Here is a 26,092-nt window from a genome sequence, read left to right on the forward strand (position 1 = left end):
ATTATGAGAGATTTAATTTGGTTAATCGTTGTCATCTTACTAGTTGGCTGGCTTATTGGATATTTCGGATTCGGCGATGCCGTTGGAAGTCTTATCCATATTCTATTGGTCTTAGCTATTATTGGTATTCTATACCGATTGGCAACAGGACGTAAGCCGTGAAAAACGTAAAATAAACACTTAAAGCAATTTATTATGAAAAAAGTAATTTTGGTACTCTTTGCAGCAGGTTTACTTGCCACCAGTTTTACCAGTTGTCGCGAAAAAGAATCTGTTGGTGATAAAATTGAAGATGTCGCTGATGATGTTGAAGATGCTGTAGATTAGTTTTTAATCTGCAGCAAAGTAAACGCCCTTTTAGTTTAGTTTAAAAGGGCGTTTATACATTATAGCCTTTTGCTAAAATTTCCTTCCACTCCGGATGTCTTTTTACATATGCTGCCACAAAAGGACAAAGAGGCACCAGTTTATTTCCTTCTTCCTTTATTTGTATGAGAACTTGTTTGACCATTGAGGAGGCGATTCCTTTTCCTTCCAATTCTTTAGGAACTTCGGTATGGGTTAAATAAACACTTTCCTGCGCTCGAATGTATTCAATGAAAGCTGTTTTTCCTTCAACCTTAGTTTCAAATCGTTTCTTGTCTTTATTTTCTGAAATGCTTACATCCATCATTAAGTTTTATGTGTGCCGTCACAAAATGGTTTATTTCCACTTCTTCCGCATCGGCAAAACGCTGTAGCACGCGGTTTCTCCTCAATACGTCCGTCATCATGCGTCACAGAAAGCTTGCCGTGAACCATCAAGGGTCCGTTTTTTAATACTTCAATCTTTACGTTTTCTGAAACAGTTTCCTGCACGATATTTGGTTTTCCGGCAGCATTCATATAATAGCTCAAAGCACCGCTTGGGCATTTTTTAACAGTGCCCATGATGGCATCTGTGTTCGCATTGTCCACCTGAATCCAGGGCTTGTCCTTCGGCTTAAAAACTTCGGGAAGATTCCCCACGCACTTGGCAGAGTGTATACATACTTCCGGCTTCCAAAGAACCGTTACCTCTCCATTCGAATATTCTTTGTGTCGATCCATAGCTTAAATTTACAAAAATTATCGAAGCAGAAATAGTTTCTGTACTTTTACTGAAAACCATCAGCTATGTATAAAGTCCTCATCCTATTACCCTTTTTGTCATTAATTATTGGCTGCAAAAACGAAACAAAAACCTCGGAAGCAGCCGATGTCGATTCAGAAAAAAATCTCACTACCGCTGAAGCCATCGCTCATAAGAACGGCATACAGCATTGGTCAACTATTTCAGAATTAAAATTTACCTTTAATGTAGATCGAGGTGAAAATCATTATGAACGATCCTGGATGTGGCTTCCTAAGACCAATGACGTTACCTTAATTACAAAAGAAGACACCCTTGCGTTTAATCGTGCCTCGCTGGATTCTTTATCCCAACAGGCAGATGCCATCTTTATAAACGATTCGTATTGGCTACTGGCTCCTTTTAAATTGGTCTGGGATAAGGGCACCACTTTTTCGGAAAGAGAAAAAGCAATTGCGCCCATCTCTAAAGACACAATGCATCAGCTAACCATAGTTTATAGCAACGAAGGCGGTTATACTCCCGGCGACGCCTACGATTTCTATTATACGGACACTTTTACCATAAAGGAGTGGGTATTTAGAAAACGAAATGACAGCCTGCCTTCAGTGGTAACAACATGGGAAGATTACGAAACCTTTTCGGAGCTTACTCTGGCAAAGACGCGTAGAGACAGTACAGGGAATTTTAAATTGTATTTTACTGATATTTCGGTCAAATAACTAGTCTTTCATCAATTTTTGAACCCAGATATTTTTATCCTTCTGTTGGAGAACCACAAAATACATTCCCTGACTCAAGGCTGAAACATCGACGGTAAATCGATGATCTGCATCGAACGTTGCCGGGGACGCAATCACGATTCTGCGTAAAATATCATATATATATAAATTGGTTGGTACTTCTGTTTCATAAAAAACAGTTAACTGCTCGTTCGCCGGATTAGGATACAATACCCCTTCCATTCCAATTTTTTTGGTGAAGTAGGTTTCAGCAAAAGTAAAGGCTTCCAAACCAATTTCCTCACCTAGAATACGTCCGGGGATGTCATCTATTGGAGGGTGAATTCCTCCCCAGATACGCGACAAACTGGTTTGATCGCTCGCATCTCTATAGGTAGCCCACTGCAATTGAAAGTTTGTAGAAGGCCCTTTTTCAAACTTCAAAAACTCATCCTTCGGGATATCAAAAGTTCCCATTCCTCCGGGAAAATACTCGTCTCCGGTTAACAGTGTTAAAACTTCGGAGGCAGCTCTGGAAAATGTAGAGTGTCCCGAAATATACCCTGCAAAGGGAGGAGTCACAAACGAAGGTCGCTGGTACGGAAACCACTCGTTAGCTATAATCCAACCTACTCCGGCTATATCAATACTTGGATCGATGATTCTATCCGGGCCTCTCCATGTATACAATTTCATTTTTCCCAAATTTTCTTCAAACGCACCTACCAGCGGATCACCTGCCTTTATCACTTCTATATATCCGGGAATCAATGGCAACCCATGCGGATTGTAACTGGGTTCGGTTGGATCGGACGATTGCCCTCGATCTGCCATATAACGGATAGCACTAATAGGTCGAACATAATCGTAATACCCCTTAATACCCCATGCGGTTACAGCCACATCGTGCATGGTTCCTCCCAAAATAAAATACGATTTTACATCCCATTCCAAATCGTCCATAACGCGACCCTCTCCTTTAAATTTCTTTTGAAGCTGCGGATGATCGCTTACATAGTTTAAAATTGTAAACCAATGCCCCGGAGGCGTTTCACTTTCGGGACCGTCTGCCCAAAATTCGGCCAAAACACGTGTGTAATCACCTCTTTTCACCAATTGTTCTTCATAGGGCAATCCTGTAACCGGATTTACATCTCTGCCGTTATCGGGAGTCCCTCCATTTTGGAAATCATAAAAGCTTTTAAACCCATCAAAGTTTGTGGGAAAATCTTCGAAGGGGAAATTCCCCAGACTTCGAGGCGAGATATCTATCATTGTAGTGTCGGCGGGGTCTAAATGCGAACCCCAGGCGGCCACCAGTGCGAAGCCCCATTTATAAGGATCGTCTATGCCCATTCCTTCTTGAATATACCATGGATTTCCGGGATCGTGATACACATCAAAATTATGACCGGAAACTGAATAGGTAGTTTTATCCTCTTCTTTGAGTGAGAAAGGAGTAACCGCACCCCATTCCGGACCCAGAAAGGGCGGCTGACCACCTGGTATGGTATTTCCACTTTGATCCACCCAGGCCTCTACTTTTAGCGGTTGCCAATGGTTGGGGTCTGTAATATCGGGGTTTCCCGAAACGTCCGTGTTTAAAGGTTCGTTAATTGGATTGTAAAACTGATACTCGTAATCATTCCCTTCATTGGCACCATCCTGCATACCAAATGCAATCATTTGAGCTGCGGCATAATTTCCCAACGCCGCTGCATCACCAGTATCATAGTTGGTAGCAGTATTGGCAGTGTTGTATCCCAAATTTTCCATTAAAGCTTCAATCCGCGGCAAAATGAGTTCTTTTCTTGGTGAGTTTTTAAACCGATGCATCATCAATCTGTAGACAGCAAAACTCATCGCCTTTTGGCGTGATTCGGAAATAGATTCGGTAGGCGAGAAACCCGAAAAAGGACAGGTATAATTACCGACTGTTTTGCCTAAGAAAAAAGTATCGGCCGAACCGTCAAAAACAGACCATACATCGTACATAAGCACCGAAGAATGAAACAAATTACGTGCATGAACTGTAGGGCGGGCAAAATCGTTTCTTATTCCGTTTAAAACTTCTTCATTCCATTGTCTTGCGATCGATTGTGTGAATGAACTTGAAGTGAAAATTAAAAATAAGATGAGAAGTAGGATTCTCTTCATGGTATAAACATTTTACCAAATATACAAGGAACTGTCAAATAATCACAACAGAGCTTTTCACAAAAACTTCAAATTTTAATTCCTATTTTTGTTAGGCGCTGAAAAAATGAATCCAAACCTATGTTTCAAAATAATTTAGAATTCGCCAAACGCTGTGATGCTGAAGATACTGTAGCCGATTTCAGAAACGATTTTCACATTCCAAAAGATGCGTCGGGAAATGAATTAATCTACCTCTGCGGAAATTCCTTAGGATTACAACCTAAAATTACCGCACAGTATATACAAAACGAACTGAAAGATTGGGCTACACTTGGCGTGGAAGGCCATGTTGAAGGGGACCACCCATGGCTGCCGTATCACGAATTTCTCGCCCAAAATATGGCGCAACTTGTTGGGGCCAAACCTAATGAGGTAGTGGTAATGAATACGCTTACCACCAATTTGCATTTAATGATGGTTTCGTTTTACCAACCCACAAAAACCAAGTTTAAAATTATCGTGGAAAGCGATGCTTTTCCGAGTGATAAATATGCAGTTGAGAGTCAGTTGAAATTTCACGGCTTCGACCCCAAAGAAGGATTACTGTTATGGAAACCGCGAAAAGGAGAAGAATTGTGTCGTTTCGAAGATTTGGAAGAATTAATGACACAAGAGGGAGATTCGGTTGCGTTGATTATGATTGGGAGTACTAATTATTACAGCGGACAATCCTTTCCATTAAAAAAAATTACAGAACTGGGTCATAAATACGGTTGTATGGTTGGCTTCGATTTGGCACACGGGGTTGGGAATATCCAACCTAATTTACACGAAACCGGGCCCGATTTTGCAGTTTGGTGCAGCTATAAGTACTTAAATAGCGGTCCCGGAAGTCTGGGTGGCTGTTTTGTACACGAGCGCCATGCCAACAACACAAATCTTAAGCGATTTACTGGATGGTGGGGACACAACAAGCAAACCCGATTTAATATGCGTCATGAGTTTGATGCCTTGCCGGGTGCCGAAGGTTGGCAATTGAGCAATCCGCCTATTCTTTCCATGGCAGCCATACGTGCTTCCTTGGATACTTTTGAAAGGGCAGGATTTGAAAACCTTCGGAAAAAAACCGTAAAACTCACAGGCTATCTCGAATTTCTTATCGATGCTATGAATGATGACAGAATTAACATCATCACGCCACGAAATCCGGAAGAACGAGGATGCCAGTTATCTATACAGGTGAAACAAGCTAACAAGGAAGTACATACGCGACTAACCGCTTCAGGAGTGATAAGCGACTGGCGCGAACCCGATGTGATTCGGGTTGCTCCTGCCCCATTATACAATAGTTTTGAAGATGTATTTAGATTTTCAGAAAAACTAAAACAAGTCCTTCAATAATGAAAAAAGAACACGTACTTATAATTGGCGCCGGACTGTGTGGAAGTTTACTCACGCTGCGCATGGCGCAACGAGGCTACAAGGTCACATTGGTGGAAAAACGCCCCGATTTACGGAAAGTAACGCAGGATGCAGGACGATCTATCAATTTGGCGTTAAGTAATCGGGGACTTAAAGGATTGCGACTGGCAGGAGTAGAATTGGAAGCAAAAAAATTGTGTATTCCCATGTATGGTCGAATGATTCACGACAAGGCGGGGAATACATTTTTAAGTAAATACAGCGGAAGAAAAGATGAGTATATCAATTCTATTTCCCGCCCGGGACTGAATATGCTTTTAATAGATGCTGCCGAAGCCATGGACAATGTGGAGCTCATTTTTAATCACGGCTGTGAAAGTGTGAATTTGGAAGAAGCTTCGGCTTTGTTTAAAGATTACACATCGGGAACTGAGAAAACAGTAAGTGCCGATATTGTTTTGGGAACCGATGGCGCAGGTTCTACAGTTCGGAAGAGTATGTTCGAACACAGAAAATTTTTGTTCAGTTTTTCACAACAATGGCTCACACATGGATATAAAGAACTCGAAATTCCGGCAGCCAATAACAACGGGTATCGCACCGATAAAGGTGCCCTGCACATCTGGCCACGGGGTGAGGACATGCTTATAGCATTACCCAATCTGGATGGTAGTTTTACGGTAACCTTATTTCTTCCGTATTCCAATAGCGATTATTGCTTTGATAATCTCACCACGCCCGAAATGGTGATGGAGTATTTTAGTAAGGAGTTTCCTGATGCTGTGGAATTGATGCCGAATCTGGCCGAAGAATTTTTTGCAAATCCAACAGGTCCATTGGGAACAATTAAATGTTCTCCCTGGAGTTGCTACGGAAAAACTTTATTGCTAGGAGATGCTGCTCACGCCATTGTTCCTTTTTACGGACAAGGAATGAATGCTTCTTTCGAAGATGTGGTTGTGTTCGATAAAATTTTAGATTCCTATGAAGCAAACGGAGCGATTAACTGGAATGACCTTTTTGCTGAATATGAAGTGTTGCGCAAAAAAGATACCGATGCGATAGCCGATTTGGCAGTGGATAATTTTCATGAGATGAAGGAACACACTGCTAGCGAATTATTTCAGAAAAAAAGAAAATTGGAAACTGCATTCGAAGCCGAATTCCCCGAGGAATATTACTCTAAATATTCTTTGGTTACCTTTAATGATGCTATTTCGTACGAGGAAGCCATGAAAAAAGGGAGGGCACAGGACAAGGCAATCTTAAATTTACTGGAGGACAATAAACTTCCGGAAAGTCTAAGCCTAAAAGAAAAATTAGCCGTGGTAAGAGGAGTGACCAACGAAATTCTCCATGACGATGCGGTAGTTAGGAATTTAAAATAATTGTAGAGTACTAAAATTAGAAGTAATATGGAAGGCAGATTAGTAGCAGGAAAAGCAACCCCAAGGGGCGCATATCCTCACGTAAAAAGAGTAGGTGATTTTATATTTGTAAGCGGAACCAGTTCGAGATTGCCCGATAATACGTTTGCAGGAGTACATCAAGTAGACGATATGGGAACCATGCGCTTAGATGTTAAAGAACAAACCAGAGCGGTACTCGAAAATTTAAAAGACTATCTCGCAACCGAAGGTGCCACCATGGCCGATGTAGTAGATATTACCAGTTTTTTGGTAAATATGAACGATTTCGCCGGCTACAATGAGGTCTATGCCGAATATTTTAATAAGGAGACCGGCCCTACACGTACTACAGTGGCAGTACACCAATTACCTCACCCCAATTTGGTAGTTGAAATAAAAGCAATGGCTTATAAGCCTGTGAGTAGTGAGTAGTGAGCTGTGAGCTGTGAGCTGTGAGCTGTGAGCTGTGAGCTGTGAAAAATATTAATAATTGATATGACTGAAAAAGAACTAAATTAATACTATGCTACAGTGAAAAGAAGCATTCAAATAATAGTCTTTAGTATTTTTCTTTTGGGAAGCAGCCTGTTTGCGCAAAACAATGCTGAAAAAGCTATTTCCAAAACAAATTTTTGCATTGGTGAAACGGTTCGTTTTTACTCCGAAACCCTTTCTGAAGATCGTTCGCTCAATATCTATTTACCTATAAGCTATGGTAACGATGCAAATAAAAAGTATCCGGTAATCTACCTCTTGGACGGCTCAGCCGATGAAGATTTTATTCATATAGCCGGCTTGGTGCAATTTGGCTCCTTTTCCTGGATCAATATGATTCCTGAAAGTATCGTTGTTGGAATTGTAAATGTTAACAGGAAAAGAGATTTTACCTTTCCTTCCAACAGTACAAGAGATAAACTCGAGTTCCCCTTGAGTGGCGAATCCGAAAATTTTATACACTTCCTCGAAACCGAGGTGCAAACATTTATTCAAAAAAATTACCATATCACCAATGAAAAAACACTGATTGGTCAATCTTTAGGCGGACTTCTGGCTACCGAAATTTTATTCAAAAAACCCGAGATGTTCGACAATTATATCATCGTGAGTCCGAGTCTATGGTGGGATGATGAAACTTTGTTACAATTCAAGCCAAAGTCGTATAAGGGTGCCAAGTCTATTTACATTGCTGTTGGTAAGGAAGGACCGAATATGGAACGAATGGCGTATCAGTTAAAGAATAAATTAACGCAGCTTAAGGTTGAAAATACTGCATTATATTTTAATTTTCTACAAGATTCGAACCACGGTGATGCACTGCATTTGGCAGTCTACGATGCGTTTAAAAAAATATTTGCCACGCCTGAAGAAAAGTAATACAAACTATGCAAAAAATTATCAATTATATTGACGGCAACTATTGCGAACCCCTTTCAAGGAAATGGCTGGATAATTACAATCCCGCTACAGGGGAGGTGTATTCCACTATTGCAAATTCGAATGCCAAAGATATTGCCAAGGCATACGAAGCGGCAAAAGCCGCATTTCCCGGATGGTCCAATACTTCAATTGAAGAGCGGAGCAAGATATTATTGAAGATTGCAACCCTAATCGAAAAGAGGTTACTACCCTTAGCCGAGGCAGAAGCCAGGGACAATGGCAAACCCCTGAGTTTGGCATTGGCGGTAGATATTCCCCGAGCTTCCAGTAATTTTCGGTTCTTTGGGAATGCCATCACACAGTTTGCCAGTGAGGCACATGAAAGCATCGGTTTGGGCACCATGAATTTTACCCTGCGACAGCCACTTGGTGTGGTGGGTTGTATTTCCCCTTGGAATCTACCGCTTTATTTATTTACCTGGAAAATAGCTCCGGCGATTGCGGCAGGAAATACTGTGGTTGCAAAACCCAGTGAAGTTACACCCATGACAGCCTTTCTTTTAGGAGAAATTTGTACCGAAGCCGGTTTACCGAAAGGCGTGTTAAACATAGTACATGGGACCGGTCCTTCGGCGGGACAGGCCATTGTGGCTCATCCCAACATAAAAGCAATCTCTTTTACCGGAGGCACAGCTACAGGAGAACACATTGCACGAACGGCCGCTCCTATGTTCAAAAAACTGTCGTTGGAATTAGGGGGAAAAAACCCAAACCTCATCTTTGCCGATTGCGATTACGATAAAATGCTCGCGATAACAGTGAAATCTTCCTTCGCCAATCAGGGGCAAATTTGTCTTTGCGGAAGTAGAATCTTTGTTGAGCAGAGCATCTACGAAAAATTTAAAAAGGATTTTATAACCAAGGTGGAGCAACTAAAAATAGGTGATCCCTTTGATGCAAAAACCGATATGGGAGCGTTGGTTTCAAAGCCACATCTGGAGAAAGTACAGTCCTACATCGCTCTTGCGGAAAAAGAAGGTGGAAAAATTCTAAGTGGTGGAAAACCGGTAAAAGTTGCCGGTTTTGAAAAAGGATACTATTTGGAGCCAACAATTATTGAAGTCTATGACGATCAATGCCGTGTGAATCAGGAGGAGATTTTTGGTCCTGTGGTTACAATCATGCCCTTTACAACCGAAGAAGAAGCCCTGCAAATGGCAAACGGAGTGAAATATGGCTTGTCGGCTACGCTTTGGACCGCCGATTTAAATCGGACGATGCGAATGAGCAAAAAAATAGAAGCAGGAATAGTATGGGTAAATACCTGGCTGAACAGAGACTTGCGCACCCCATTTGGCGGGATGAAAGACAGTGGTGTAGGACGTGAGGGCGGATTTGAGGCACTGCGATTTTTCACCGAAGCGAAGAATGTGTGTATTAAGTATGAGTGAGCAGTGAGTAGTGAGCAGTGAGCAGTGAGCAGTGAGCAGCAAAAGTTGAAAGAAAAATACGAGTAGCATATCTCCCCGAGCGCAGTCGAGGGGTTAGTAGAAAACAAAAATAGGTCTCGACTGCGCTCGACCTGACACTGATATGAATTTAGACTTAAAAAATAAAAATGCATTAATCTGCGGAAGTACCGCGGGAATTGGAAAAGCTTCCGCCATACAATTAGCCGAAATGGGAGCCACCATCACATTGGTTGCAAGAAATGCGGAAAAACTTAAGGAGACTTTGTTGGAATTACCGTTCCAGGACGGACAAAAACACAATTATCTGGTAGCCGATTTCAACGATCCGGAATCGCTGCGCGAAAAGGTGACAAAGGCAGCCGAAGGAAAGGTATTTCATATTTTGCTGAATAACACGGGAGGTCCGAAAGGAGGTTCTATTTTTGAAGCCGATGTCACCGAATTTACCAAAGCTTTTTCACAGCATTTGGTGTGCAATCAGATCTTGGTGCAGGCTGTTGTTCCGGGAATGAAACAGGATGACTACGGAAGGATTATCAATATTATTTCTACTTCGGTGAAGCAGCCTATTGACGGTTTGGGGGTGAGCAATACCATTCGCGGTGCCGTTGCCAGCTGGAGCAAAACCCTGGCCAACGAGTTGGGACCTTTTGGAATTACCGTTAACAATGTACTTCCCGGCTTTACAGCAACCGACCGATTGGACGATATTGTTGCCAATGCGGCCAAAAAAATGAGCAAGACCGAGAAAGAGGCAAGTGCCTTTATGAAAGGTCTTGTACCGGCCCGTAGATTTGCACAACCCGGTGAAATTGCCAATGCGGTTGCCTTTTTGGCAAGTGAGGCTGCGAGTTACATCAACGGAATAAATCTGCCCGTAGACGGTGGACGAACTAAAAGTTTGTAACTTTATCCAACAGTTTGCGTGAGGGATTGAAGCGGCATCCCCCAACCGAGTTGGGGAATACAGCGAAAAGCCCGACCCGCCACAGGCGGGGCTCGCCCAAAAAAATAATGAATCAGTTATAAAAAGATACCGGAGCACGACCGGAAGACTATGAAACCTAAACTTCGCATCAACGGCCATTCACATTTACTACCTTATCCCGAAGAAATCCCGAGTTTTATGAAGGACAAGGGCATTTTTTGGGTAGACAAGGACCGAAAGTTCATGTTGCAAAAGGATTGGAGTAGGCCTGTAACCGATTCCAGTTTCTTCTTAGATGAGAAACTGGAGTGGATGGAGCGATTTAAGATAGACCATGCGGTGGTTTTAAATTTGTCGCAATTATACGGAAACGGTTTGCGGGTGGAAGAAATGAAGCAGGCGTTGCGGTTTCAGAACGATTTCAACGCCAAGGTACAGAAAGAGCATCCTTCAAAATTCACCTGCGGTTTTGTGGTACATCCCGGATTTGTGCGTGGCGCTCAGTGGGAAATCGAGCGTTGTGTAGAAGTTTTAGGCTTGCAATTGCTGTGTCTGCCCACTCATTATATGGACACCATTGGCACCTGGCGCTGTATTTTTGACGAAGAAAACGAACCTATATTCGAACTGGCCGATAAATATAATTTGGCGGTTGAAATTCATCCCTACGATGGTGAAAAATTTATAAAACTTGAAAATACTTCCTGGCGTTTTCACCTAATCTGGATGTTGGCGCAATGTGCAGATGCCTATCATTTTTTAACGCTGAACGGTTATGCCGACAAATACCCGAACATGCGAACCTGTTTTGCACACGGTGGGCAATTGGCGCAGATAAATCTGGGTCGAAGAATACAGGGATTTGACGGGCGACCCGATCTTTTTGAAGGAAAAACACATCCACGGAAAAGTGTGGGACATAAAAACATCTTTTTCGACACGCTGGTGCACGATACCGGTTCGTTAGAATTATTAGTGAAAAATCAGGGTGTGAAGCAGGTTTTAATGGGACTTGACGATCCGTATCCTTTGGGAGAAATGGAAAGTCTACAACAATCTTCCTACCCCGGAAAGATATTGGATTTAGCGATGGAACGTAAAATCTTAAATGAGGAGGAATGTGACGCTATTTGGCATGACAATGTCATTCAGTGGTTGTGTGGGGACGATAAAGCGGCCAAGAAAAAACTGGTAGATAGAATTTTAGGCTAATGGATTTTCTTCCGAAAAAATTAGACGAATATGTTGTCGCGCATACACAGCAGGAACCTGAATTGTTGCAGGAACTAAATCGTGAAACCTGGCAAAAAGTACTGCAACCCCGAATGTTGAGTGGGCACTTTCAGGGACGCGTGTTGAGCATGCTTTCGAAATTAATACATCCTAAAAATATTCTCGAAATAGGCACGTATACCGGCTATTCTGCATTGTGTTTGGCCGAAGGAATGCAAGCTTCAGGTGAGTTACATACCATAGATATTAACGAAGAGCTGTACGATTTTCAGCGGAAGTATTTTGACAAATCGCCTTACGGAAAGCAAATTTTTCAGCATACGGGAGATGCTTTGGAGATTATTCCGAAGCTATCCAAAACCTTCGATTTGGTTTTTATTGATGCCGACAAAAACAATTATCCCAATTATCTGGAAATTGTCCTTCCGAAGCTATCCAAAGGAGCTGTGATTTTAAGTGACAACGTATTGTGGAGCGGCAAGGTAATTGAAGCTGTTCAAGAAGACGACTTAGATACCAAAGCATTGCTTGTATACAACAAATTGCTTAATGATCACCCCTTGTTGGAAACAGTGGTGTTGCCCATTAGAGATGGTTTGACCATATCCCGAGTTCGCTAATTTACGGTACAAATATTTTGTTTTTAATAGCGTAGATCACCAATCCCGTGCGATTTCTCAGGTTTAGTTTTTCGAACAGCACATTGCGATAACCTTCGATGGTTTTATAGCTAAGACACATGTCGTCTGCAATTTCCTTATAGGTTTTTTCGGTGCAGGCATGTTTAATAAATTCTATTTCGCGTTCTTTTAAGGAAGAAACCGAGGTTTCTTTGGGAATTAAGGAATCTACCAATAGTTTGGAAACCGTGTTGGTATGGTAATATCCTTTACTAAGGACTTCCAGCAATGCATTTTCCAATTCCGATTTTTTTACATCCTTCATTAAATAGCCCTTTGCCCCTGCCCGAAGCATTTTTAAAATGGTATTATCATCTTCTTCAATGGAAAGTGCCAGCACTTTTACATCGGGAAAATGTTCCCTAAGGTATTCGGTGGCTTCAATTCCGTTAAGAATGGGCATATTTACGTCCATGAGGACCACATTAGGAATATTCTTCGGGATTTTTAGTTTTTCGATTAATTCCTGTCCGTTATTACACAGATACAGCACTTTAAATTGTTCAAAATCTTCAATTAATCCTCCAATGGCTTGTGAAAGAAGGTTATGATCGTCGACTACTACTACGGAATACTTCATGATTAATCAATTTTATAGGTGAGGGAAAGTCGGGTACCTTTTCCGAGCTCAGAGGTAATTTTTACATCGGCTCCTATAAGCTTGGCTCTGTTTTTAATGTTGTTTAAGCCAATACCTCTTTTGGTTGAAATTTGAGAAGTGTCGAAACCAACTCCATCATCTTGAGCATTTATATATAATATTTTGTTGCTATAAGCAACGTCTACCATAATCTTGGAAGCTTTTGAATGTTTCACTGTATTTGTAAAAAACTCCTGAAGCATTCTAAAGATAATAATCTCTTTCTTATTATCGATAAAGAAGTAGGTGTCTGTGTATTCTATTGAGGCTTCCAGGTACTTTAAACGATTAAATCGTTCTATTTCTTGTTGTAACGCTTCCACCAATGTAAGGTTGCTCAGCGTATTTGGGTTGATGAGTCGGGAGAGGTTGCGTAACTCGTTTAAACTTGTACCAATAGTTGCAACGGCTTCTTCAATGGCTTCCGGGCTGCCCTTAGAATTTTGTAATTGTATTTTAGCAAGCGTAAGTAATTGACCAATGTTGTCGTGCAATTCCCAACTTACATTCCGTAAGGTATCTTCCTTAATTTCTATTTGTGTTTCAATTATCTCTTCCTGAAATCGTCTTTCCGCTTCCTGTTGCTCCTGGATAAGTTTATTTTTCCGTTTCTGAAATACCGCAAATAGCACAATCACAGTAAGTGCCAAACCAAGTGCTATTACTGAAAAGATTATTAAAAATGATTGTATTTCTTTTTCGTCCATATAAATCCGATGGTATAACAGCCGTATAGAATAACATTCAGGCTTATTAATATAAATAGGTAACTTAAATGTTCAATTCCTATATACTTCAGCAAATAAATTAGAGGTATCATCCCCATGTAAAAAAGCAACAATCCCGTCGATATCCAGAAGCTAAGTTTATGCTTAACTATTAATACTTCATTACTGTTTAACAATTGATGAAAATGAAATAGTGTAAGCACTAATAAAAATGCCGCTCCCGTAAAAAATGTATAGCTATGGTATGCTTTCCAGCTTACAAAAAACAAATTAAACAAAGCGACAACAGAAAAAATAATCGTAAAAGCAATAACCGCCTTTTTAAAATTTGAACGTCTTAATATGGTATAATACCAATTAAAATAAAATAGAAAACTGGTAATAATAAAAGCATTGTATAACCATGCATTATTCATTAAAAATACATCGCCAATGAGGCCCCCTGTTAAGTCTACCAGAAAAGTATACCACATAAAAAACAAGAAATACTTTTCGTAAGAAGCTCTGTATTTTTTAAAATGGATTGTAGCCATTATGGCTGCAAGCAACTCTAATAAGGTTATTATATATAACAGGTACTTTATCTCCATGATTACAAATCTGTTGGAGGTTTCCCTCCATGCCCAAAATTAAATGCATCAATTGTTTGGATATTCTCATTTATTGGAACCATAGGGAAAAAGCCTTGTCTTATTGGGGACGGCTCGACCTGCTTTGTTGGGACAAAGAGCACAGTAGCAAATCCGGGATCGGGGTAATTGCTATTCTGCGGATATGAGGCAAAATAAACACGGAGTCCCAGCTGTTCAATTCCCTGCTGACGTGCTTCATACTCGACATATTCGATATACTTCTTCAGCGAATCTAAAGAAAACCAAAACTCTCTGGTATCCTCATATCCAAGAGAGTCATTAATAATAGCAGCTCTGGTAGTTTTAAAATTTTCTTCCAACACATTAGCATCCTGATAACTAATCACTTGTTGAGGAGGTGGAACCTGTGGATCGCAGGAAAAAACTATTACAATAAAAACAACTAATGCAAAAGGTGCTAAGGGGAATAGGGCTTTTGATTTCATAATACACTGATTTTATGGTTTATGTAAAATTAGGTATTAAATCTTTATAAAATTAGACCGTACAATTTTCCAAAACTATAACTACATCTTAACTTATTTATTATCAGCCTTTTAACAATTTGACGTCTCGCTAAATAGGGGGAAATCCCCTATTAAATTGGGTTGTTTCACCTCACGGTTTATGATACAATCATCCCTAGGAATACCGCATTTTCCTTGAAATGGTTCAGGAATAATAAGGTTACAATTACAGGGTTTTGACACTCAAATTTTTCATAGTTGCGCTGTATCTTTGAATAGTGTGGAAATCATTAAGAAATAAAGCAAAGCCCTCTTCAAGACGTAAGCAGCTTTGGGGAGGGTTTTGTTACCGCTTTTTTTCATGTAAGTAATTACATATCCTAAAGGTTCGGGAATTAATTTTCCGAGCCTTTTTCCATGTCGGTTACCGTACGTCTGAACAGATAGGCAGTTAGGTGGCTATAGAACCTATAAAATACAACTGCAAAAGTTGTTCCCACCAGCGCCCCAACAAATAGATCACTGGGGTAATGTACCCCCACATAAATTCGGCTCATAATAAAAATCAAAGGCCAGAGATACACAAAATAGATCCATTTTGTATGTTTTCGCAACACCAGAACTACAAATGTTGTGATTGAAAAACTTGAAGAAGCGTGACCGGAAAAGAAACTAAAGGTGGTTGGCTTTTGAAGCGCACGTATCAATTCGGCAAAGGCCTCCACATTATTGGGTCGTAATCTTCCAACCAGTTCTTTGGTGAAATCGGTGACAAAAAGGGTTACACTAAATGTAAGCAATAGAAAACCAAAAACTATAAATCCTTGTTTCCCACGGCAATAATAAAAAATAAGAAAAACCAGGAAAGCAAAAAGTGGAATCCAGGATTTTATTTGAGTGACAAAGAGCCAAAATCCATCGTATTGTTCAATTCCTAAACTATTCAGAAAAATAAACAACTCACGATCCCATTCTTTAAGGACTTCTAACATTTAGAACTTTCTTTTTACGGGACCTATCGAATCTTCTACATCTTCTTTAACCTTGTCTATTTCGTTTCTAACATCCTTGGTAATATCTAAATCTATACCTTGCTTTTCGGCACTTTTAGAGATTTCACTTTTTATATCGTTGGTAGCATCTTTAATCTGTCGCATTCCTTTCCCTAGCCCACGAGCAATTTCAGGAACCTTGTCGGCTCCAAAAACCATAAGCACTACGAAGAGAATAAATGCTATCTCTGCACCGCTTATAAATAGAAAGAAATTAGTTGCTATCATACTGCAAATATAAGGAAGTTTAGAGCCTAAAATAAAAAAGCCCCATTAAAGTAACAGGGCTTTTCTAAAATTATTGTCAGGCTATTGCCCTTTTACGTTCTCTTTGAAACTTTCAAACTCTCCTAACTGTTTCCGTTTTGGCCAGGTGTTGTTGGTAACGTCAATGTCTGCTGTTTCTTCATCCGGATCCACAACGATCTTTGTAATTTCCTTTTCTGAAGCAATTACCTTTCCAACCGATTCGTCATTCTTTCTCCATATCTGAGGAGGATAGGTAATTCTTTCGGTACTACCGTCACTATAGGTAAATTCGGCTATAATGGGCATTGGAATGCCTCCCGGTTTTTCGAAGGTTATTTCGTAGAAGTACTTCGGATTTTTAAGTTTTGCTCTGTCTTCGGCCGGAATATTATCCATAATGTACTCCTGAAGTGTCTTCACATCGTTCAAAGTTGAAGTACGCATGCCTTCCTCGAAATCTTCACTACCCTCTTCCACCAGATACACCAAAGGCGGTAGATCACTTTCTTTCATCCCGCGAGCGGCTATCATTTCTCTTACCTGCTTGTTCATTTTTGAAGTTACATAGAACTTCTTAACTTCCTTAACTCCAATATCTACATAGTCGGTGGTATAAAACCATTCTCTCCAAAACCAATCCAAATCTACAGCCGAAGCATCTTCCATGGTTCTGAAAAAATCCTCAGGGGTAGGATGTTTAAACATCCAGCGTTGCGAATAGGTTTTAAAAGCGTAATCGAATAAATCCCGTCCCATAATGGTTTCACGCAGAATATTCAATCCGGTTGCCGGTTTAGAATAGGCGTTTGCTCCAAAATTATAGGTATTTAAACCCTTGGTCATAATTGGCGCCAGTGTTTTCTGATCCCCGGCCATATAATCTACAATCTCTTTGGCAGGGCCGCGACGTGAAGGATATTTTTTATTAGGTGCAATAGCATCGGGATACCACTCACCAAAATCTTGTTCGGCAACGTATTGCACAAAGGTATTTAATCCTTCATCCATCCAGGTCCATTGGCGCTCATCACTATTTACAATCATTGGAAAATAGTTATGTCCCACTTCATGAATAATCACACTCATCATGCCGTATTTGGTACGATCACTGTAAGTCCCATCTTTTTCCGGTCTTCCGTAATTCCAGCAAATCATAGGATATTCCATCCCCTGATTCTTGGCATGTACTGATATCGCCTTGTGATAAGGATAATCGAATGCCATTCGGCTATAAGTTTTCAAGGTGCTCGCCACAACTTTGGTAGAGTATTCTTCCCAAAGCGGATTCCCTTCCGGCGGATAGACAGATACTGCCATCACATCTCGATTCCCAATCTTCACGGCCATCATGTCCCAAATAAATCTTCGTGAGGTTGCAAAACCAAAATCACGTACCATTTCGGCCTTGAGTTTCCATGTTTTCTTTGCCGTTGAAAAGCCTTTGGAAGCGGCTTCCGCTTCCGCTTGAGTAACTATAAGAACAGGCTTGTCGTACGACTTCTTCGCTTGCTCATAACGATTCATCATTTCTTTTGTAAAAACTTCTTTCCTGTTCTGAAGTTCACCTGTAGCATCCAATATATGATCTGCAGGCACAGTAATATTCACCTCAAAATTTCCGAAGGGCAATGCAAACTCATCGCGACCCCAAAACTGACTATTTTGCCAGCCTTCTACATCGTTGTACACCGCCATTCTTGGATAGAACTGTGCAATTACATAACCACGGTTTCCGTCCTCAAATACTTCATACCCACTTCGGGCACGGTCAATGGTATGATCTGGAATATTGTACCACCATTTTATGGAAAATGAGAATTTTTCACCCGGATTTAAATTTTTGGGCATTTCTACCCGCATCATGGTTTGGTTGATGGTATAGGGAAGACTTGCGCCTTTTGTATCTTTTACTTCCTGAATGTTAAAACCTCCATCAAAGGGTGATCCCATGTATTGGCCTACAAATCTGCTGGCCATATCGGCAGGAACAGCCCCACTGGGTTCAATTAAAGGAGATTTCGAATCCTTGGCACGTACATTCTGATCCAATTGCACCCATAGATATTCTAATACATCGGGTGAATTATTAGAATAGGTAATAGTTTCAAACCCAGTAATAATTTTGTTTTTATCATCCAGCTCGATGTCCATCACATAATCTGCCTGCTGCTGGTAATAATTTGGTCCGGGAGCACCACTTGCTGTTCTGAACATATTGGGAGTAGAAAACTCTTCATACAATTGCTTAAAACGATTGTTGTTATAATGTCCCGGTTCACGTTTTGGAGTTTCACTTTCATCCTGTGCATAACTCATTCCCGTAACGAGGAACAACGTTACTAAGGATAGGTACTTTACTAATTTCATGATATGTAGTCTGGTTTAATTAATTTAGAGTTGCTAAAAATAGGTCTAATAAGTATTTATTTAATCGATTAATCGAAGTTTAACACTCCTTTAGGATTGTCTTTATCCAGGACAAGACTTCGCCTGCTTTTTGAAGTTTTTAAGTGGACAATATTTTGTTGCTCATCGAACATATCGAGTAACAGATAATTTTCAATTTCCAATGTTTTTAAATTTTGCACGCCGGTAATTTCGAGATAGACTTTGACAACGTCCGTTTCGTATTCGCTTCCAATAAATTTAGGAGTTGCAGGCTTTCCATTTACCTCAATTTGCAATTTCTGAAGTATGTATTGTTTCATATAAGCCAGATCTTCGGCAGTTTCATTTTGAGTGGCTAAAGAAATGGTTGGTTTGTAGCGTTGTTGCAAGACGTCCTCCAAATCGTCTATAAATATTTTGGTGATAATTTGAACCGATTGCTTTTCTTGTACGTATTCAATTTTGGTAATACTCACATAAAACTTATGTGCTGAAGCTGCTGTAACTATGGTAAAAAGAAGTAGTAGCGTTGCAATTCTTAATAAATTCATGAATTTCGGAGATTTTCAAAGTGTGTTTGACGTTATTTTTGGAGCAATGTTACAATTATCATTCCTCTTTTTCTGAAAAACGTTCGACATATATTTCGCCCTGTTCCTGAAATATTTGAAGCACCAGCGCATAATTTTCATTTTCGAAATCTTTTTTCAAATCGGTTGTTTCAATACAAAACAGCAAAAAATCGTAGAGTCTATTATTCGGAATGTGAAAGGCTTCTTCAAAAAAACGGTCTGTGTATTTATTGATGATTTGAGCAACGATCCTATTCTCACCTTCCCATTCCCGCTTTAGACGCAGTTTTCGGAAATATCCGCTTAGATGCTTATACATTGCCTCAAGATCGACAGCCGTTGCCAGACCAACATATGGCACCATGGGAACTATTTTTTCCTCGGGTTCACCTTTAAATCCTTCAATACCCACATCATCAAAATTGAGAGGCTTTTCGGTTTTAATATTTTTTAAATCGGTTACAATATTTCCGGTTAGATTGGGCCCCAAATACACTTCATCCAACTGGTTTACCAGCTCTTCGAGTGTAATTATAAGCAAGCCTTTTTCGTAGATTTCTTCCGAAATTACAATTCGGTCCGGAACATAATTCACCGACGAAATATAAATGGTATCCTGCTTGTTTACGATTATACTAAAATTTCCGTTTTCGTCGGTAACGCTGTTGTATTGGGTGGTTTTATTCATAATATGAATACCTTCTACCTCCTTGTCGTTTGTAATGTTACCGTGAAGCAATTGCTCCTGTGCCCCGATTGTAGAAGCTAGACACAAAAAGCCATAAAAAAGTACAATTTTAATTTTTCCCAAGTTGTTGTTTGTAAATGACACTTTGCTGTGCTAAAAAATCTATCATAAGTAATTCATTCTCTGTTTTCAACAGTCTGGTTTCAATAGCTTTATCTTCTATAAAATAAAAAAAGTCGTTGACCTTATCTTCGGGAATTTCGAAGGTTTTTGTGATGTAATCATTGCTAAATCTTTCTCGCGTGGCTCTTAAAAGCGCTTTCCGTTGGACTGCTTCCTGAGATTTATTTTTCCTTTTACCCGAAAACAACAAACTGGTCAAACCCACAAAATCTAGGCTCGCCTGTTTTTGTCCGTTATAAAAAGCTTCTTCGGCCTTATTTCCTTTAATTGATGTAAGCGCATCGTCCGAAAACTCATATCTGAATTCCATCGTTTCATACGATAAATCCCATTGTTTACGATAGTCGTAGGTATCAATTCTGTTTACATCGGCAACAATATTCCCGGAAAGATCGTAGGGTCGCACGGTTATTTCTTTTAACTGATTTACGGCCGGGTTGAGATAGATGGTGGCTCTTTTTACTGCTACGACGCCTCGGTCAATAATCACCGTAAAGCTCTGAAACTGCAGAGCTGTAATTTGAATTCGGTCATTTTCGGCAACTTCAATTTCGAAGGCACCTTCAGCATTGGTAATAGTTCCGGTTTGTGCCGAAATATTATACACACTCACTCCTTCCACATCTTCCCCTTGAGGAGCCGTAATTAGCCCTTGAATCTTCACACGCTCAATTTCTTGTGAGAAAACACTAATGGGAAGTAATATAAGTACAACAAGAAGTAGTAATTTATACATACCTTAAAAGTACAGTTTGTTTTCTTACTAAAATCTTAAGGTTAGCAGAGTATTTGTTAAATTTACAAATTGAAATACGCTATGAAAAACCTCATTATCGCCAGTACCTCCACCGTTTTCGGCGGAAACTATCTCGATTATCTTTTGGATGAAATTGCTCAATTGTTTTCTGAAACCGAAGAAGTACTCTTTATTCCTTATGCACGCCCCGGAGGCATTTCACACGATGACTACACACAAAAAGCTTCCGAAGCATTTGCTAAAATCGGCAAAAAACTGGTGGGTATTCATACCTATCCTACTACCGAAGCAGCCCTCAAAGATGCCAAAGGTGTATTTACAGGTGGGGGTAATACTTTTTTACTGGTATCGCAGTTGTATAATTTCAAATTAATGCAACCCTTGCGAGAAGCTATTTTTAATGGTCTCCCTTATTTGGGCACCAGTGCCGGTAGTAATATTTCCGGTGTCACCATGCAAACCACCAACGATATGCCCATTGTGTATCCTCCCTCCTTTAAAACGCTAGGCGTAATTCCATTTAATTTGAATCCGCATTACCTCGACCCGGATACTACCAGCAAGCATATGGGGGAAACACGCGAAACCCGAATAAAAGAATATCACACTCAAAATAGCGTTCCGGTAATAGGACTACGCGAAGGAAGCTGGTTAAGAGTGCGCAAAGAAGAGATAATCTTACAAGGCAATTTAAGCGCAAGAGTTTTTGAGCCTAATGATGAACCTTTCGAAGTAGAATCCGGAACCGATTTGGCAAAAGGTTTCTAAAATAATTGTACTTTTAATAACTCCCTATTTTTGGCTATGAAAAGAAAAGATTTTATAAAAACTACTGCAATTCTGGGAGTTTCGGCGGCTGTCCTTCCGGGTTTTTCCATGAACACATTACTACAAACCTATAGTCGTGACCAGCTAATTGGAAAGGGTAATCCCGATATTATTGGAGCTACCTATACTTCAAAAATGCACAAAGACGCCAAAACAGCCTTACAAAACATGAGCACCGAAGCTGCACAACATGGGATTCGAATTGAAGTTGTATCGGCTTATCGAAGTTTTGAACGGCAAAAAGAAATTTTTGAAGGTAAGTACAAACGCTTTACCGGTCTGGGTGCAACTCCCATGGACGCCATAAAAAAAATAATAGAGTATTCGACAATTCCGGGTACTTCCAGACACCATTGGGGAACCGACCTGGATCTAATTGATGCGAATGCGCCTCGCCCGGAGAGTGTGCTGCAACCTCAACATTTTCATGGAGACGGGCCTTTCTGTAAATTAAAAGACTGGTTGCATGAAAACGCCAATGCTTTTGGTTTTTTTGAAGTTTATACCAACAATGCTAATAGAAAAGGTTTTAAATATGAGCCCTGGCACTTTAGTTATGCACCGGTATCAAAACCAATGCTTCAGGCATACAAGGAATTGGATGTACAACAAATTTTGTTAGAAGAAAAAATAGAAGGAGCCGAGCATTTTTCGGAAGCATTTATCGCTCAATATCGTTCTGAAAATATTTTAGATATTAATCCCGAATTACTTTAGTAACTTTAAGGAATTAACTGCTGAATTATGAGAAGAAGTAGCTGGAAAATCCGAATTTTTATAGGGCTTGCCATCATCGCATTTGCATTTTTTAAGAAATGTGCAAATACCGAAGAAAATCCTTATACCAAGAAGCAACAAACTATTTCCTTGACAACTGAAGAGGAAATTGCCATCGGACTTCAAAGTGCACCGCAAATGGCACAGGAATACGGCGGCCTATACCCGGACGAGCGTATGCAGGCCTATGTAGACATGGTTGGAAAAAAACTGGTGGATAATACAGTAGCGAGAGAAACACCCTATCAATACGATTTTCACCTACTTGCAGATGCCGAAACCATCAATGCTTTTGCGTTGCCCGGCGGACAAATATTTATCACCTACGCCCTGCTATCAAAACTAGAGAACGAAGATCAGTTGGCCGGAGTATTAGGTCATGAAGTAGGTCATGTTTTAGGCAGGCATTCGGCAGAACGCATTGCCAATAGTGAGTTTTGGCAAACCATATCTCAAGGAGCCTCGGTGGGAGCCGATGCCGGTGGAATTGTTGCCGGAATTGGTCAAAATGTGTTATTGGGGAACGGACGGGATGACGAATTGGAAAGTGACGATCTAGGCGTTCGATTTATGATAAAAGCCGGTTACGACCCCTATGAAATGATCGACGTTATGAAAATTTTAAAAGCTGCAGCGGGCCCAAGTAGAGCCCCCGAGTTTCAAAGTACGCATCCGGATCCCGAAAATAGAATAGAACATATTAAGGCCGCAATCAAAAAATACGGAGGTTAAAATTGTATTTAATCCTTTATTAAATCCCGCCTTGCGGGATTTTGTTTTTATCTTTGCCCCATGCATAAAAAAGTCCTTTTGTTAATCCTTGACGGTTGGGGAATTACCCAGGATCCTTCCGTTTCGGCGATAGCCCAAGCCTATACTCCCTTTATCGATTCCTTGTATAAAAAGTACCCGAATTCACAATTGTTAACCCATGGAATGAACGTTGGTTTGCCCGAAGGGCAGATGGGAAACAGTGAGGTAGGGCACATGAATTTAGGCGCGGGACGAATCGTGTATCAGGACTTGGCAAAGGTAAACTTAGCTGTTGCAAACAACACATTAAAAGACGAACCAACGCTAAAAGCCGCTTTTCAATACGCTAAAGACAACAATAAAAAAGTGCATTTTCTGGGATTGGTTTCCAATGGGGGGGTGCATTCGCATATAAGTCATTTAAAGGGCTTACTAACTGCAACACATAATTTCGGGTTGACCAATGTCTTTGTGCATGCGTTTACCGACGGACGCGACGTCGATCCAAAATCGGGGGTGCATCACATTGCCGATTTACAACAACATCTTTCAAAAACCACAGGGAAAATTGCTTCGGTTATTGGCAGGTATTATGCCATGGACAGAGACAAACGCTGGGAACGGGTTAAAAGAGTATACGATTTACTTCGCTTTGGAAAGGGAACCTCTTCAGAAAATATAGTGCAAAGTATTCAAGATAGCTATTCCAACGGAATCACCGACGAATTTATAGAACCCATTGTCATGACTGAAAACGGTAGTCCGGTAGGCACTATTTCAGAAAATGATGTGGTTATCTTTATCAATTTCAGAACCGACAGAGGCCGCCAACTCACCGAGGTATTGACACAAAATAATTACGAAGGCTTCGGAATGAAAACCCTGCCCTTGTACTATGTCACGCTTACCAATTACGACGACTCATTTCGAGGAATTAAGGTGGTTTATAATAAAGACAATGTAATTAATCCCTTAGGCGAGGTGTTGGAACAACATGGAAAAACGCAAATTCGTATCGCCGAAACCGAGAAATACCCACATGTTACCTTCTTTTTTAACGGCGGGAGGGAAGCTGCTTTCGAAGGTGAAAAACGAATCCTATGCTCTTCTCCAAAAGTTGCTACCTACGATTTAAAACCCGAAATGAGCGCCTACGAGGTTCGCGATAAAATTCTACCGGAAATCAATGGTCAAACAGCCGATTTTATTTGCTTGAATTTTGCGAATCCCGATATGGTAGGTCATACCGGTGTTTTTGAAGCCGCCATAAAAGCCTGCGAAACGGTTGATAAATGTAGTGAAGCCATTGTTGAAGCTGCTAAAGCCAACGGATATAGCGTTCTTATTTTGGCCGATCACGGAAACAGTGAAACCATGAGAAATCCTGACGGATCTCCCAACACGGCACATACCACCAATCCGGTGCCGCTCATTCTTGTAGACGACGATTTTAAATCGATTAAGGAAGGAGTTTTGGGAGATATCGCCCCTACCATCCTTAATTTAATGGGAATTGAGAAACCTGATGTGATGACAAGAAGTTCACTACTGTAGCGATTTACTTATTGCATTGATTGGTTCTTCCAGGCATTTAACTTTAAAAATGCCAATATTCTTTGTATTTTTGCGCTTTTAAATGACGTATGATTCACGAGACTTATACCATAGCGATAGACTTTGACGGTACTATTGTAGAAGATGAATATCCCAAGATTGGTAAGCCGGTACTTTTTGCTTTTGATACTTTGAAAAAACTGCAGGAAAAAGGGCATCGGTTGATTTTATGGACGTATAGAAACGGAAAGGCATTAGACGAAGCAGTTGCATTTTGCAAAGACAATGGAATTGTTTTCTATGCCGTGAATAAAAGTTTTCCTGAAGAAGAATTTGATCCTAAATACAGTAGAAAGATTAACGCCGACTTCTTTATTGACGATCGCAATATTGGTGGACTTAAAAGTTGGGGAGAAATTTATCTGGATATGATTGGCGAAGAAAAACCCGATGATTCAACGTATAAAAAAAGAAAAAGAGGATGGTTTTCCTTTTAAAAAACAGCAATGATTATACCTAAAACAAGCGAAGAAATAGAGTTAATGCGCGAAGCAGCCCTAATTGTATCCAAAACATTGGGGATACTCGCAAAGGAAGTGAAACCGGGCGTTACCACACTTTATTTAGATAAGTTGGCAGAAGAGCATGTTCGTGATTTGGGTGCCATTCCGGGCTTTTTGGGATTGTACGATTTTCCGAACACACTCTGTATGAGTCCCAATGCACAAGTGGTTCATGGCTTTCCTAATAACATCCCATTAAAAGAAGGAGATATCATCTCGATAGATTGTGGCGCTATAAAAAACGGCTTTTACGGGGATCACGCTTATACCTTCGAAGTGGGCGAAGTTGCTCCCGCTGTTAAAAAACTAATTCAAATTACAAAGGAATCGCTCTATGTAGGGATTCGTGAATTTAAGGCAGGAAACCGAAACGGAGACGTTGGTTATGCCATTCAACAGTATTGTGAAGCACATGGTTACGGGGTCGTGAGAGAATTGGTTGGACACGGCTTGGGCAGAAAAATGCACGAGGATCCCGAAATGCCCAATTACGGACGTCGCGGACAAGGCAAGAAGTTTATTGAAGGAATGACTGTGGCAATTGAACCCATGATTAATATGGGGACGCGAAAAATTGAACAACTGGAAGACGGTTGGACCATTCTTACCCTGGACCGTAAACCCAGTGCGCATTTTGAACATAATGTGGCTTTGGTAAACGGAAAACCCGAACTGCTTTCAACCTTCGGATATATCTACGATGCACTGGGAATTGAAAGTGATGAAGAAAATGAATTCAGGCAGAAGGAACTTGTATTGTAATTGATT

At 40.5% G+C, this 26,092-nt stretch carries 30 protein-coding genes; 17 read left to right on the top strand and 13 right to left on the bottom strand.

Annotation, left to right across the window (positions count from 1 at the left end):
* Nucleotides 1-3 precede the first annotated feature (3 nt).
* Both ATE92_RS13945 and ATE92_RS14205 read left to right on the top strand, forming a co-directional pair.
* The gene (locus ATE92_RS13945) at nucleotides 4-162 is read left to right on the top strand and encodes a lmo0937 family membrane protein (RefSeq protein WP_157809532.1); all 159 of its coding nucleotides are present in this window, start codon (nucleotides 4-6) and stop codon (nucleotides 160-162) included.
* 33 nt (nucleotides 163-195) lie between these two features.
* Entirely contained in the window at nucleotides 196-327 is a 132-nt protein-coding gene (locus ATE92_RS14205) for a hypothetical protein (protein ID WP_255396922.1), read from the top strand.
* A gap of 52 nt (nucleotides 328-379) precedes the next feature.
* Here the strand turns inward: ATE92_RS14205 and ATE92_RS01970 are convergent, their stop codons facing one another.
* Entirely contained in the window at nucleotides 380-673 is a 294-nt protein-coding gene (locus tag ATE92_RS01970; protein WP_232729100.1) for a GNAT family N-acetyltransferase, read from the bottom strand.
* On the bottom strand, nucleotides 673-1,089 hold the full coding sequence (locus ATE92_RS01975; RefSeq protein WP_100802101.1) for a (4Fe-4S)-binding protein: 417 nt from the start codon (nucleotides 1,087-1,089) through the stop codon (nucleotides 673-675). The genes ATE92_RS01970 and ATE92_RS01975 overlap by 1 nt, the downstream gene beginning before the upstream one ends.
* Before the next feature lie 66 nt (nucleotides 1,090-1,155).
* Between ATE92_RS01975 and ATE92_RS01980 the strand changes: the two genes are divergently transcribed.
* Nucleotides 1,156-1,833 carry a hypothetical protein gene (locus tag ATE92_RS01980; protein ID WP_100802102.1) on the top strand — a complete coding sequence of 226 codons (678 nt, stop codon included), beginning with the start codon at nucleotides 1,156-1,158 and terminating at the stop codon, nucleotides 1,831-1,833.
* Here ATE92_RS01980 and ATE92_RS01985 read toward each other — a convergent pair whose 3' ends face one another.
* Nucleotides 1,834-3,990 carry a T9SS type A sorting domain-containing protein gene (locus tag ATE92_RS01985; RefSeq protein ID WP_100802103.1) on the bottom strand — a complete coding sequence of 719 codons (2,157 nt, stop codon included), beginning with the start codon at nucleotides 3,988-3,990 and terminating at the stop codon, nucleotides 1,834-1,836.
* A gap of 120 nt (nucleotides 3,991-4,110) precedes the next feature.
* Between ATE92_RS01985 and kynU the strand changes: the two genes are divergently transcribed.
* The 8 genes from kynU (at nucleotide 4,111) to ATE92_RS02025 (ending at nucleotide 12,433) form a co-directional block, all read left to right on the top strand.
* Nucleotides 4,111-5,373 (top strand): kynureninase, encoded by a 1,263-nt coding sequence (gene kynU, locus ATE92_RS01990; protein WP_100802104.1) that lies wholly within the window; start codon nucleotides 4,111-4,113, stop codon nucleotides 5,371-5,373.
* A complete protein-coding gene (locus tag ATE92_RS01995) occupies nucleotides 5,373-6,782 on the top strand; it encodes an FAD-dependent oxidoreductase (protein WP_369819650.1) in 1,410 nt (469 codons plus the stop codon). Before kynU ends, ATE92_RS01995 begins: the two co-directional genes overlap by 1 nt.
* A gap of 27 nt (nucleotides 6,783-6,809) precedes the next feature.
* Complete coding sequence (locus tag ATE92_RS02000; RefSeq protein ID WP_100802106.1) at nucleotides 6,810-7,235, top strand: RidA family protein; 426 nt, start codon at nucleotides 6,810-6,812, stop codon at nucleotides 7,233-7,235.
* Nucleotides 7,236-7,334: 99 nt separating this feature from the next.
* Nucleotides 7,335-8,177, top strand: coding sequence for an alpha/beta hydrolase (locus ATE92_RS02005; RefSeq protein WP_232729101.1), 843 nt, complete (start codon nucleotides 7,335-7,337; stop codon nucleotides 8,175-8,177).
* 8 nt (nucleotides 8,178-8,185) lie between these two features.
* Entirely contained in the window at nucleotides 8,186-9,631 is a 1,446-nt protein-coding gene (locus tag ATE92_RS02010) for an aldehyde dehydrogenase (RefSeq protein WP_100802107.1), read from the top strand.
* A gap of 142 nt (nucleotides 9,632-9,773) precedes the next feature.
* On the top strand, nucleotides 9,774-10,559 hold the full coding sequence (locus tag ATE92_RS02015; RefSeq protein WP_100802108.1) for an SDR family oxidoreductase: 786 nt from the start codon (nucleotides 9,774-9,776) through the stop codon (nucleotides 10,557-10,559).
* A 150-nt stretch (nucleotides 10,560-10,709) separates the two neighbouring features.
* Nucleotides 10,710-11,792: an amidohydrolase family protein gene (locus tag ATE92_RS02020; protein ID WP_100802109.1), complete on the top strand. Its 1,083-nt coding sequence runs from the start codon at nucleotides 10,710-10,712 to the stop codon at nucleotides 11,790-11,792.
* Nucleotides 11,792-12,433 carry an O-methyltransferase gene (locus ATE92_RS02025; RefSeq protein ID WP_100802110.1) on the top strand — a complete coding sequence of 214 codons (642 nt, stop codon included), beginning with the start codon at nucleotides 11,792-11,794 and terminating at the stop codon, nucleotides 12,431-12,433. Before ATE92_RS02020 ends, ATE92_RS02025 begins: the two co-directional genes overlap by 1 nt.
* A gap of 1 nt (nucleotide 12,434) precedes the next feature.
* On the opposite strand, the gene ATE92_RS02030 is transcribed toward ATE92_RS02025, so the two are convergent.
* The 10 genes from ATE92_RS02030 to ATE92_RS02075 all read right to left on the bottom strand — a co-directional run bounded on the left by ATE92_RS02030 (nucleotide 12,435) and on the right by ATE92_RS02075 (nucleotide 20,828).
* Nucleotides 12,435-13,073 carry a response regulator transcription factor gene (locus ATE92_RS02030; protein WP_100802111.1) on the bottom strand — a complete coding sequence of 213 codons (639 nt, stop codon included), beginning with the start codon at nucleotides 13,071-13,073 and terminating at the stop codon, nucleotides 12,435-12,437.
* Nucleotides 13,074-13,075: 2 nt separating this feature from the next.
* Nucleotides 13,076-13,840 carry a sensor histidine kinase gene (locus ATE92_RS02035; protein ID WP_100802112.1) on the bottom strand — a complete coding sequence of 255 codons (765 nt, stop codon included), beginning with the start codon at nucleotides 13,838-13,840 and terminating at the stop codon, nucleotides 13,076-13,078.
* On the bottom strand, nucleotides 13,810-14,451 hold the full coding sequence (locus ATE92_RS02040) for a hypothetical protein (protein WP_100802113.1): 642 nt from the start codon (nucleotides 14,449-14,451) through the stop codon (nucleotides 13,810-13,812). The genes ATE92_RS02035 and ATE92_RS02040 overlap by 31 nt, the downstream gene beginning before the upstream one ends.
* A gap of 2 nt (nucleotides 14,452-14,453) precedes the next feature.
* The gene (locus ATE92_RS02045; protein ID WP_100802114.1) at nucleotides 14,454-14,939 is read right to left on the bottom strand and encodes a hypothetical protein; all 486 of its coding nucleotides are present in this window, start codon (nucleotides 14,937-14,939) and stop codon (nucleotides 14,454-14,456) included.
* A gap of 416 nt (nucleotides 14,940-15,355) precedes the next feature.
* A complete protein-coding gene (locus ATE92_RS02050; protein WP_100802115.1) occupies nucleotides 15,356-15,952 on the bottom strand; it encodes a phosphatase PAP2 family protein in 597 nt (198 codons plus the stop codon).
* Nucleotides 15,953-16,240 carry a twin-arginine translocase TatA/TatE family subunit gene (locus ATE92_RS02055; RefSeq protein WP_100802116.1) on the bottom strand — a complete coding sequence of 96 codons (288 nt, stop codon included), beginning with the start codon at nucleotides 16,238-16,240 and terminating at the stop codon, nucleotides 15,953-15,955.
* 81 nt (nucleotides 16,241-16,321) lie between these two features.
* The gene (locus tag ATE92_RS02060; RefSeq protein WP_100802117.1) at nucleotides 16,322-18,628 is read right to left on the bottom strand and encodes a M1 family metallopeptidase; all 2,307 of its coding nucleotides are present in this window, start codon (nucleotides 18,626-18,628) and stop codon (nucleotides 16,322-16,324) included.
* Between the two features lie 68 nt (nucleotides 18,629-18,696).
* Nucleotides 18,697-19,200, bottom strand: coding sequence for a DUF6702 family protein (locus ATE92_RS02065; protein ID WP_100802118.1), 504 nt, complete (start codon nucleotides 19,198-19,200; stop codon nucleotides 18,697-18,699).
* A 58-nt stretch (nucleotides 19,201-19,258) separates the two neighbouring features.
* Nucleotides 19,259-20,032: a carboxypeptidase-like regulatory domain-containing protein gene (locus tag ATE92_RS02070; RefSeq protein ID WP_100802119.1), complete on the bottom strand. Its 774-nt coding sequence runs from the start codon at nucleotides 20,030-20,032 to the stop codon at nucleotides 19,259-19,261.
* Nucleotides 20,019-20,828 (bottom strand): carboxypeptidase-like regulatory domain-containing protein, encoded by an 810-nt coding sequence (locus ATE92_RS02075; RefSeq protein ID WP_100802120.1) that lies wholly within the window; start codon nucleotides 20,826-20,828, stop codon nucleotides 20,019-20,021. The genes ATE92_RS02070 and ATE92_RS02075 overlap by 14 nt, the downstream gene beginning before the upstream one ends.
* Before the next feature lie 81 nt (nucleotides 20,829-20,909).
* Between ATE92_RS02075 and pepE the strand changes: the two genes are divergently transcribed.
* The 6 genes from pepE to map all read left to right on the top strand — a co-directional run bounded on the left by pepE (nucleotide 20,910) and on the right by map (nucleotide 26,086).
* On the top strand, nucleotides 20,910-21,617 hold the full coding sequence (gene pepE / locus ATE92_RS02080; protein WP_100802121.1) for a dipeptidase PepE: 708 nt from the start codon (nucleotides 20,910-20,912) through the stop codon (nucleotides 21,615-21,617).
* 36 nt (nucleotides 21,618-21,653) lie between these two features.
* Complete coding sequence (locus ATE92_RS02085; protein ID WP_100802122.1) at nucleotides 21,654-22,394, top strand: M15 family metallopeptidase; 741 nt, start codon at nucleotides 21,654-21,656, stop codon at nucleotides 22,392-22,394.
* Between the two features lie 27 nt (nucleotides 22,395-22,421).
* Nucleotides 22,422-23,186, top strand: coding sequence for a M48 family metalloprotease (locus tag ATE92_RS02090; RefSeq protein ID WP_100802123.1), 765 nt, complete (start codon nucleotides 22,422-22,424; stop codon nucleotides 23,184-23,186).
* A 60-nt stretch (nucleotides 23,187-23,246) separates the two neighbouring features.
* Complete coding sequence (gpmI, locus tag ATE92_RS02095; RefSeq protein ID WP_100802124.1) at nucleotides 23,247-24,761, top strand: 2,3-bisphosphoglycerate-independent phosphoglycerate mutase; 1,515 nt, start codon at nucleotides 23,247-23,249, stop codon at nucleotides 24,759-24,761.
* Between the two features lie 89 nt (nucleotides 24,762-24,850).
* Nucleotides 24,851-25,258 carry a BT0820 family HAD-type phosphatase gene (locus ATE92_RS02100; RefSeq protein ID WP_100802125.1) on the top strand — a complete coding sequence of 136 codons (408 nt, stop codon included), beginning with the start codon at nucleotides 24,851-24,853 and terminating at the stop codon, nucleotides 25,256-25,258.
* A 9-nt stretch (nucleotides 25,259-25,267) separates the two neighbouring features.
* Nucleotides 25,268-26,086, top strand: a complete 819-nt coding sequence (gene map / locus ATE92_RS02105; RefSeq protein WP_100802126.1) for a type I methionyl aminopeptidase — start codon at nucleotides 25,268-25,270, stop codon at nucleotides 26,084-26,086.
* The last annotated feature ends 6 nt before the right edge of the window (nucleotides 26,087-26,092 follow it).

The sequence above is a fragment of the Ulvibacter sp. MAR_2010_11 genome (assembly GCF_002813135.1).
Lineage (GTDB): Bacteria > Bacteroidota > Bacteroidia > Flavobacteriales > Flavobacteriaceae > Altibacter.

Excerpts from the sequence above, each read along its gene's own strand:
- ATE92_RS13945 (WP_157809532.1), top strand. The coding sequence starts at position 4 with ATGAGAGATTTAATTTGGTTAATCGTTGTCATCTTACTAGTTGGCTGG.
- ATE92_RS14205 (WP_255396922.1), top strand. The coding sequence starts at position 196 with ATGAAAAAAGTAATTTTGGTACTCTTTGCAGCAGGTTTACTTGCCACC.
- ATE92_RS01970 (WP_232729100.1), bottom strand. The coding sequence starts at position 673 with ATGATGGATGTAAGCATTTCAGAAAATAAAGACAAGAAACGATTTGAA.
- ATE92_RS01975 (WP_100802101.1), bottom strand. The coding sequence starts at position 1,089 with ATGGATCGACACAAAGAATATTCGAATGGAGAGGTAACGGTTCTTTGG.
- ATE92_RS01980 (WP_100802102.1), top strand. The coding sequence starts at position 1,156 with ATGTATAAAGTCCTCATCCTATTACCCTTTTTGTCATTAATTATTGGC.
- ATE92_RS01985 (WP_100802103.1), bottom strand. The coding sequence starts at position 3,990 with ATGAAGAGAATCCTACTTCTCATCTTATTTTTAATTTTCACTTCAAGT.
- kynU (WP_100802104.1), top strand. The coding sequence starts at position 4,111 with ATGTTTCAAAATAATTTAGAATTCGCCAAACGCTGTGATGCTGAAGAT.
- ATE92_RS01995 (WP_369819650.1), top strand. The coding sequence starts at position 5,373 with ATGAAAAAAGAACACGTACTTATAATTGGCGCCGGACTGTGTGGAAGT.
- ATE92_RS02000 (WP_100802106.1), top strand. The coding sequence starts at position 6,810 with ATGGAAGGCAGATTAGTAGCAGGAAAAGCAACCCCAAGGGGCGCATAT.
- ATE92_RS02010 (WP_100802107.1), top strand. The coding sequence starts at position 8,186 with ATGCAAAAAATTATCAATTATATTGACGGCAACTATTGCGAACCCCTT.
- ATE92_RS02015 (WP_100802108.1), top strand. The coding sequence starts at position 9,774 with ATGAATTTAGACTTAAAAAATAAAAATGCATTAATCTGCGGAAGTACC.
- ATE92_RS02020 (WP_100802109.1), top strand. The coding sequence starts at position 10,710 with ATGAAACCTAAACTTCGCATCAACGGCCATTCACATTTACTACCTTAT.
- ATE92_RS02025 (WP_100802110.1), top strand. The coding sequence starts at position 11,792 with ATGGATTTTCTTCCGAAAAAATTAGACGAATATGTTGTCGCGCATACA.
- ATE92_RS02030 (WP_100802111.1), bottom strand. The coding sequence starts at position 13,073 with ATGAAGTATTCCGTAGTAGTAGTCGACGATCATAACCTTCTTTCACAA.
- ATE92_RS02035 (WP_100802112.1), bottom strand. The coding sequence starts at position 13,840 with ATGGACGAAAAAGAAATACAATCATTTTTAATAATCTTTTCAGTAATA.
- ATE92_RS02040 (WP_100802113.1), bottom strand. The coding sequence starts at position 14,451 with ATGGAGATAAAGTACCTGTTATATATAATAACCTTATTAGAGTTGCTT.
- ATE92_RS02045 (WP_100802114.1), bottom strand. The coding sequence starts at position 14,939 with ATGAAATCAAAAGCCCTATTCCCCTTAGCACCTTTTGCATTAGTTGTT.
- ATE92_RS02050 (WP_100802115.1), bottom strand. The coding sequence starts at position 15,952 with ATGTTAGAAGTCCTTAAAGAATGGGATCGTGAGTTGTTTATTTTTCTG.
- ATE92_RS02055 (WP_100802116.1), bottom strand. The coding sequence starts at position 16,240 with ATGATAGCAACTAATTTCTTTCTATTTATAAGCGGTGCAGAGATAGCA.
- ATE92_RS02060 (WP_100802117.1), bottom strand. The coding sequence starts at position 18,628 with ATGAAATTAGTAAAGTACCTATCCTTAGTAACGTTGTTCCTCGTTACG.
- ATE92_RS02065 (WP_100802118.1), bottom strand. The coding sequence starts at position 19,200 with ATGAATTTATTAAGAATTGCAACGCTACTACTTCTTTTTACCATAGTT.
- ATE92_RS02075 (WP_100802120.1), bottom strand. The coding sequence starts at position 20,828 with ATGTATAAATTACTACTTCTTGTTGTACTTATATTACTTCCCATTAGT.
- pepE (WP_100802121.1), top strand. The coding sequence starts at position 20,910 with ATGAAAAACCTCATTATCGCCAGTACCTCCACCGTTTTCGGCGGAAAC.
- ATE92_RS02085 (WP_100802122.1), top strand. The coding sequence starts at position 21,654 with ATGAAAAGAAAAGATTTTATAAAAACTACTGCAATTCTGGGAGTTTCG.
- ATE92_RS02090 (WP_100802123.1), top strand. The coding sequence starts at position 22,422 with ATGAGAAGAAGTAGCTGGAAAATCCGAATTTTTATAGGGCTTGCCATC.
- gpmI (WP_100802124.1), top strand. The coding sequence starts at position 23,247 with ATGCATAAAAAAGTCCTTTTGTTAATCCTTGACGGTTGGGGAATTACC.
- ATE92_RS02100 (WP_100802125.1), top strand. The coding sequence starts at position 24,851 with ATGATTCACGAGACTTATACCATAGCGATAGACTTTGACGGTACTATT.
- map (WP_100802126.1), top strand. The coding sequence starts at position 25,268 with ATGATTATACCTAAAACAAGCGAAGAAATAGAGTTAATGCGCGAAGCA.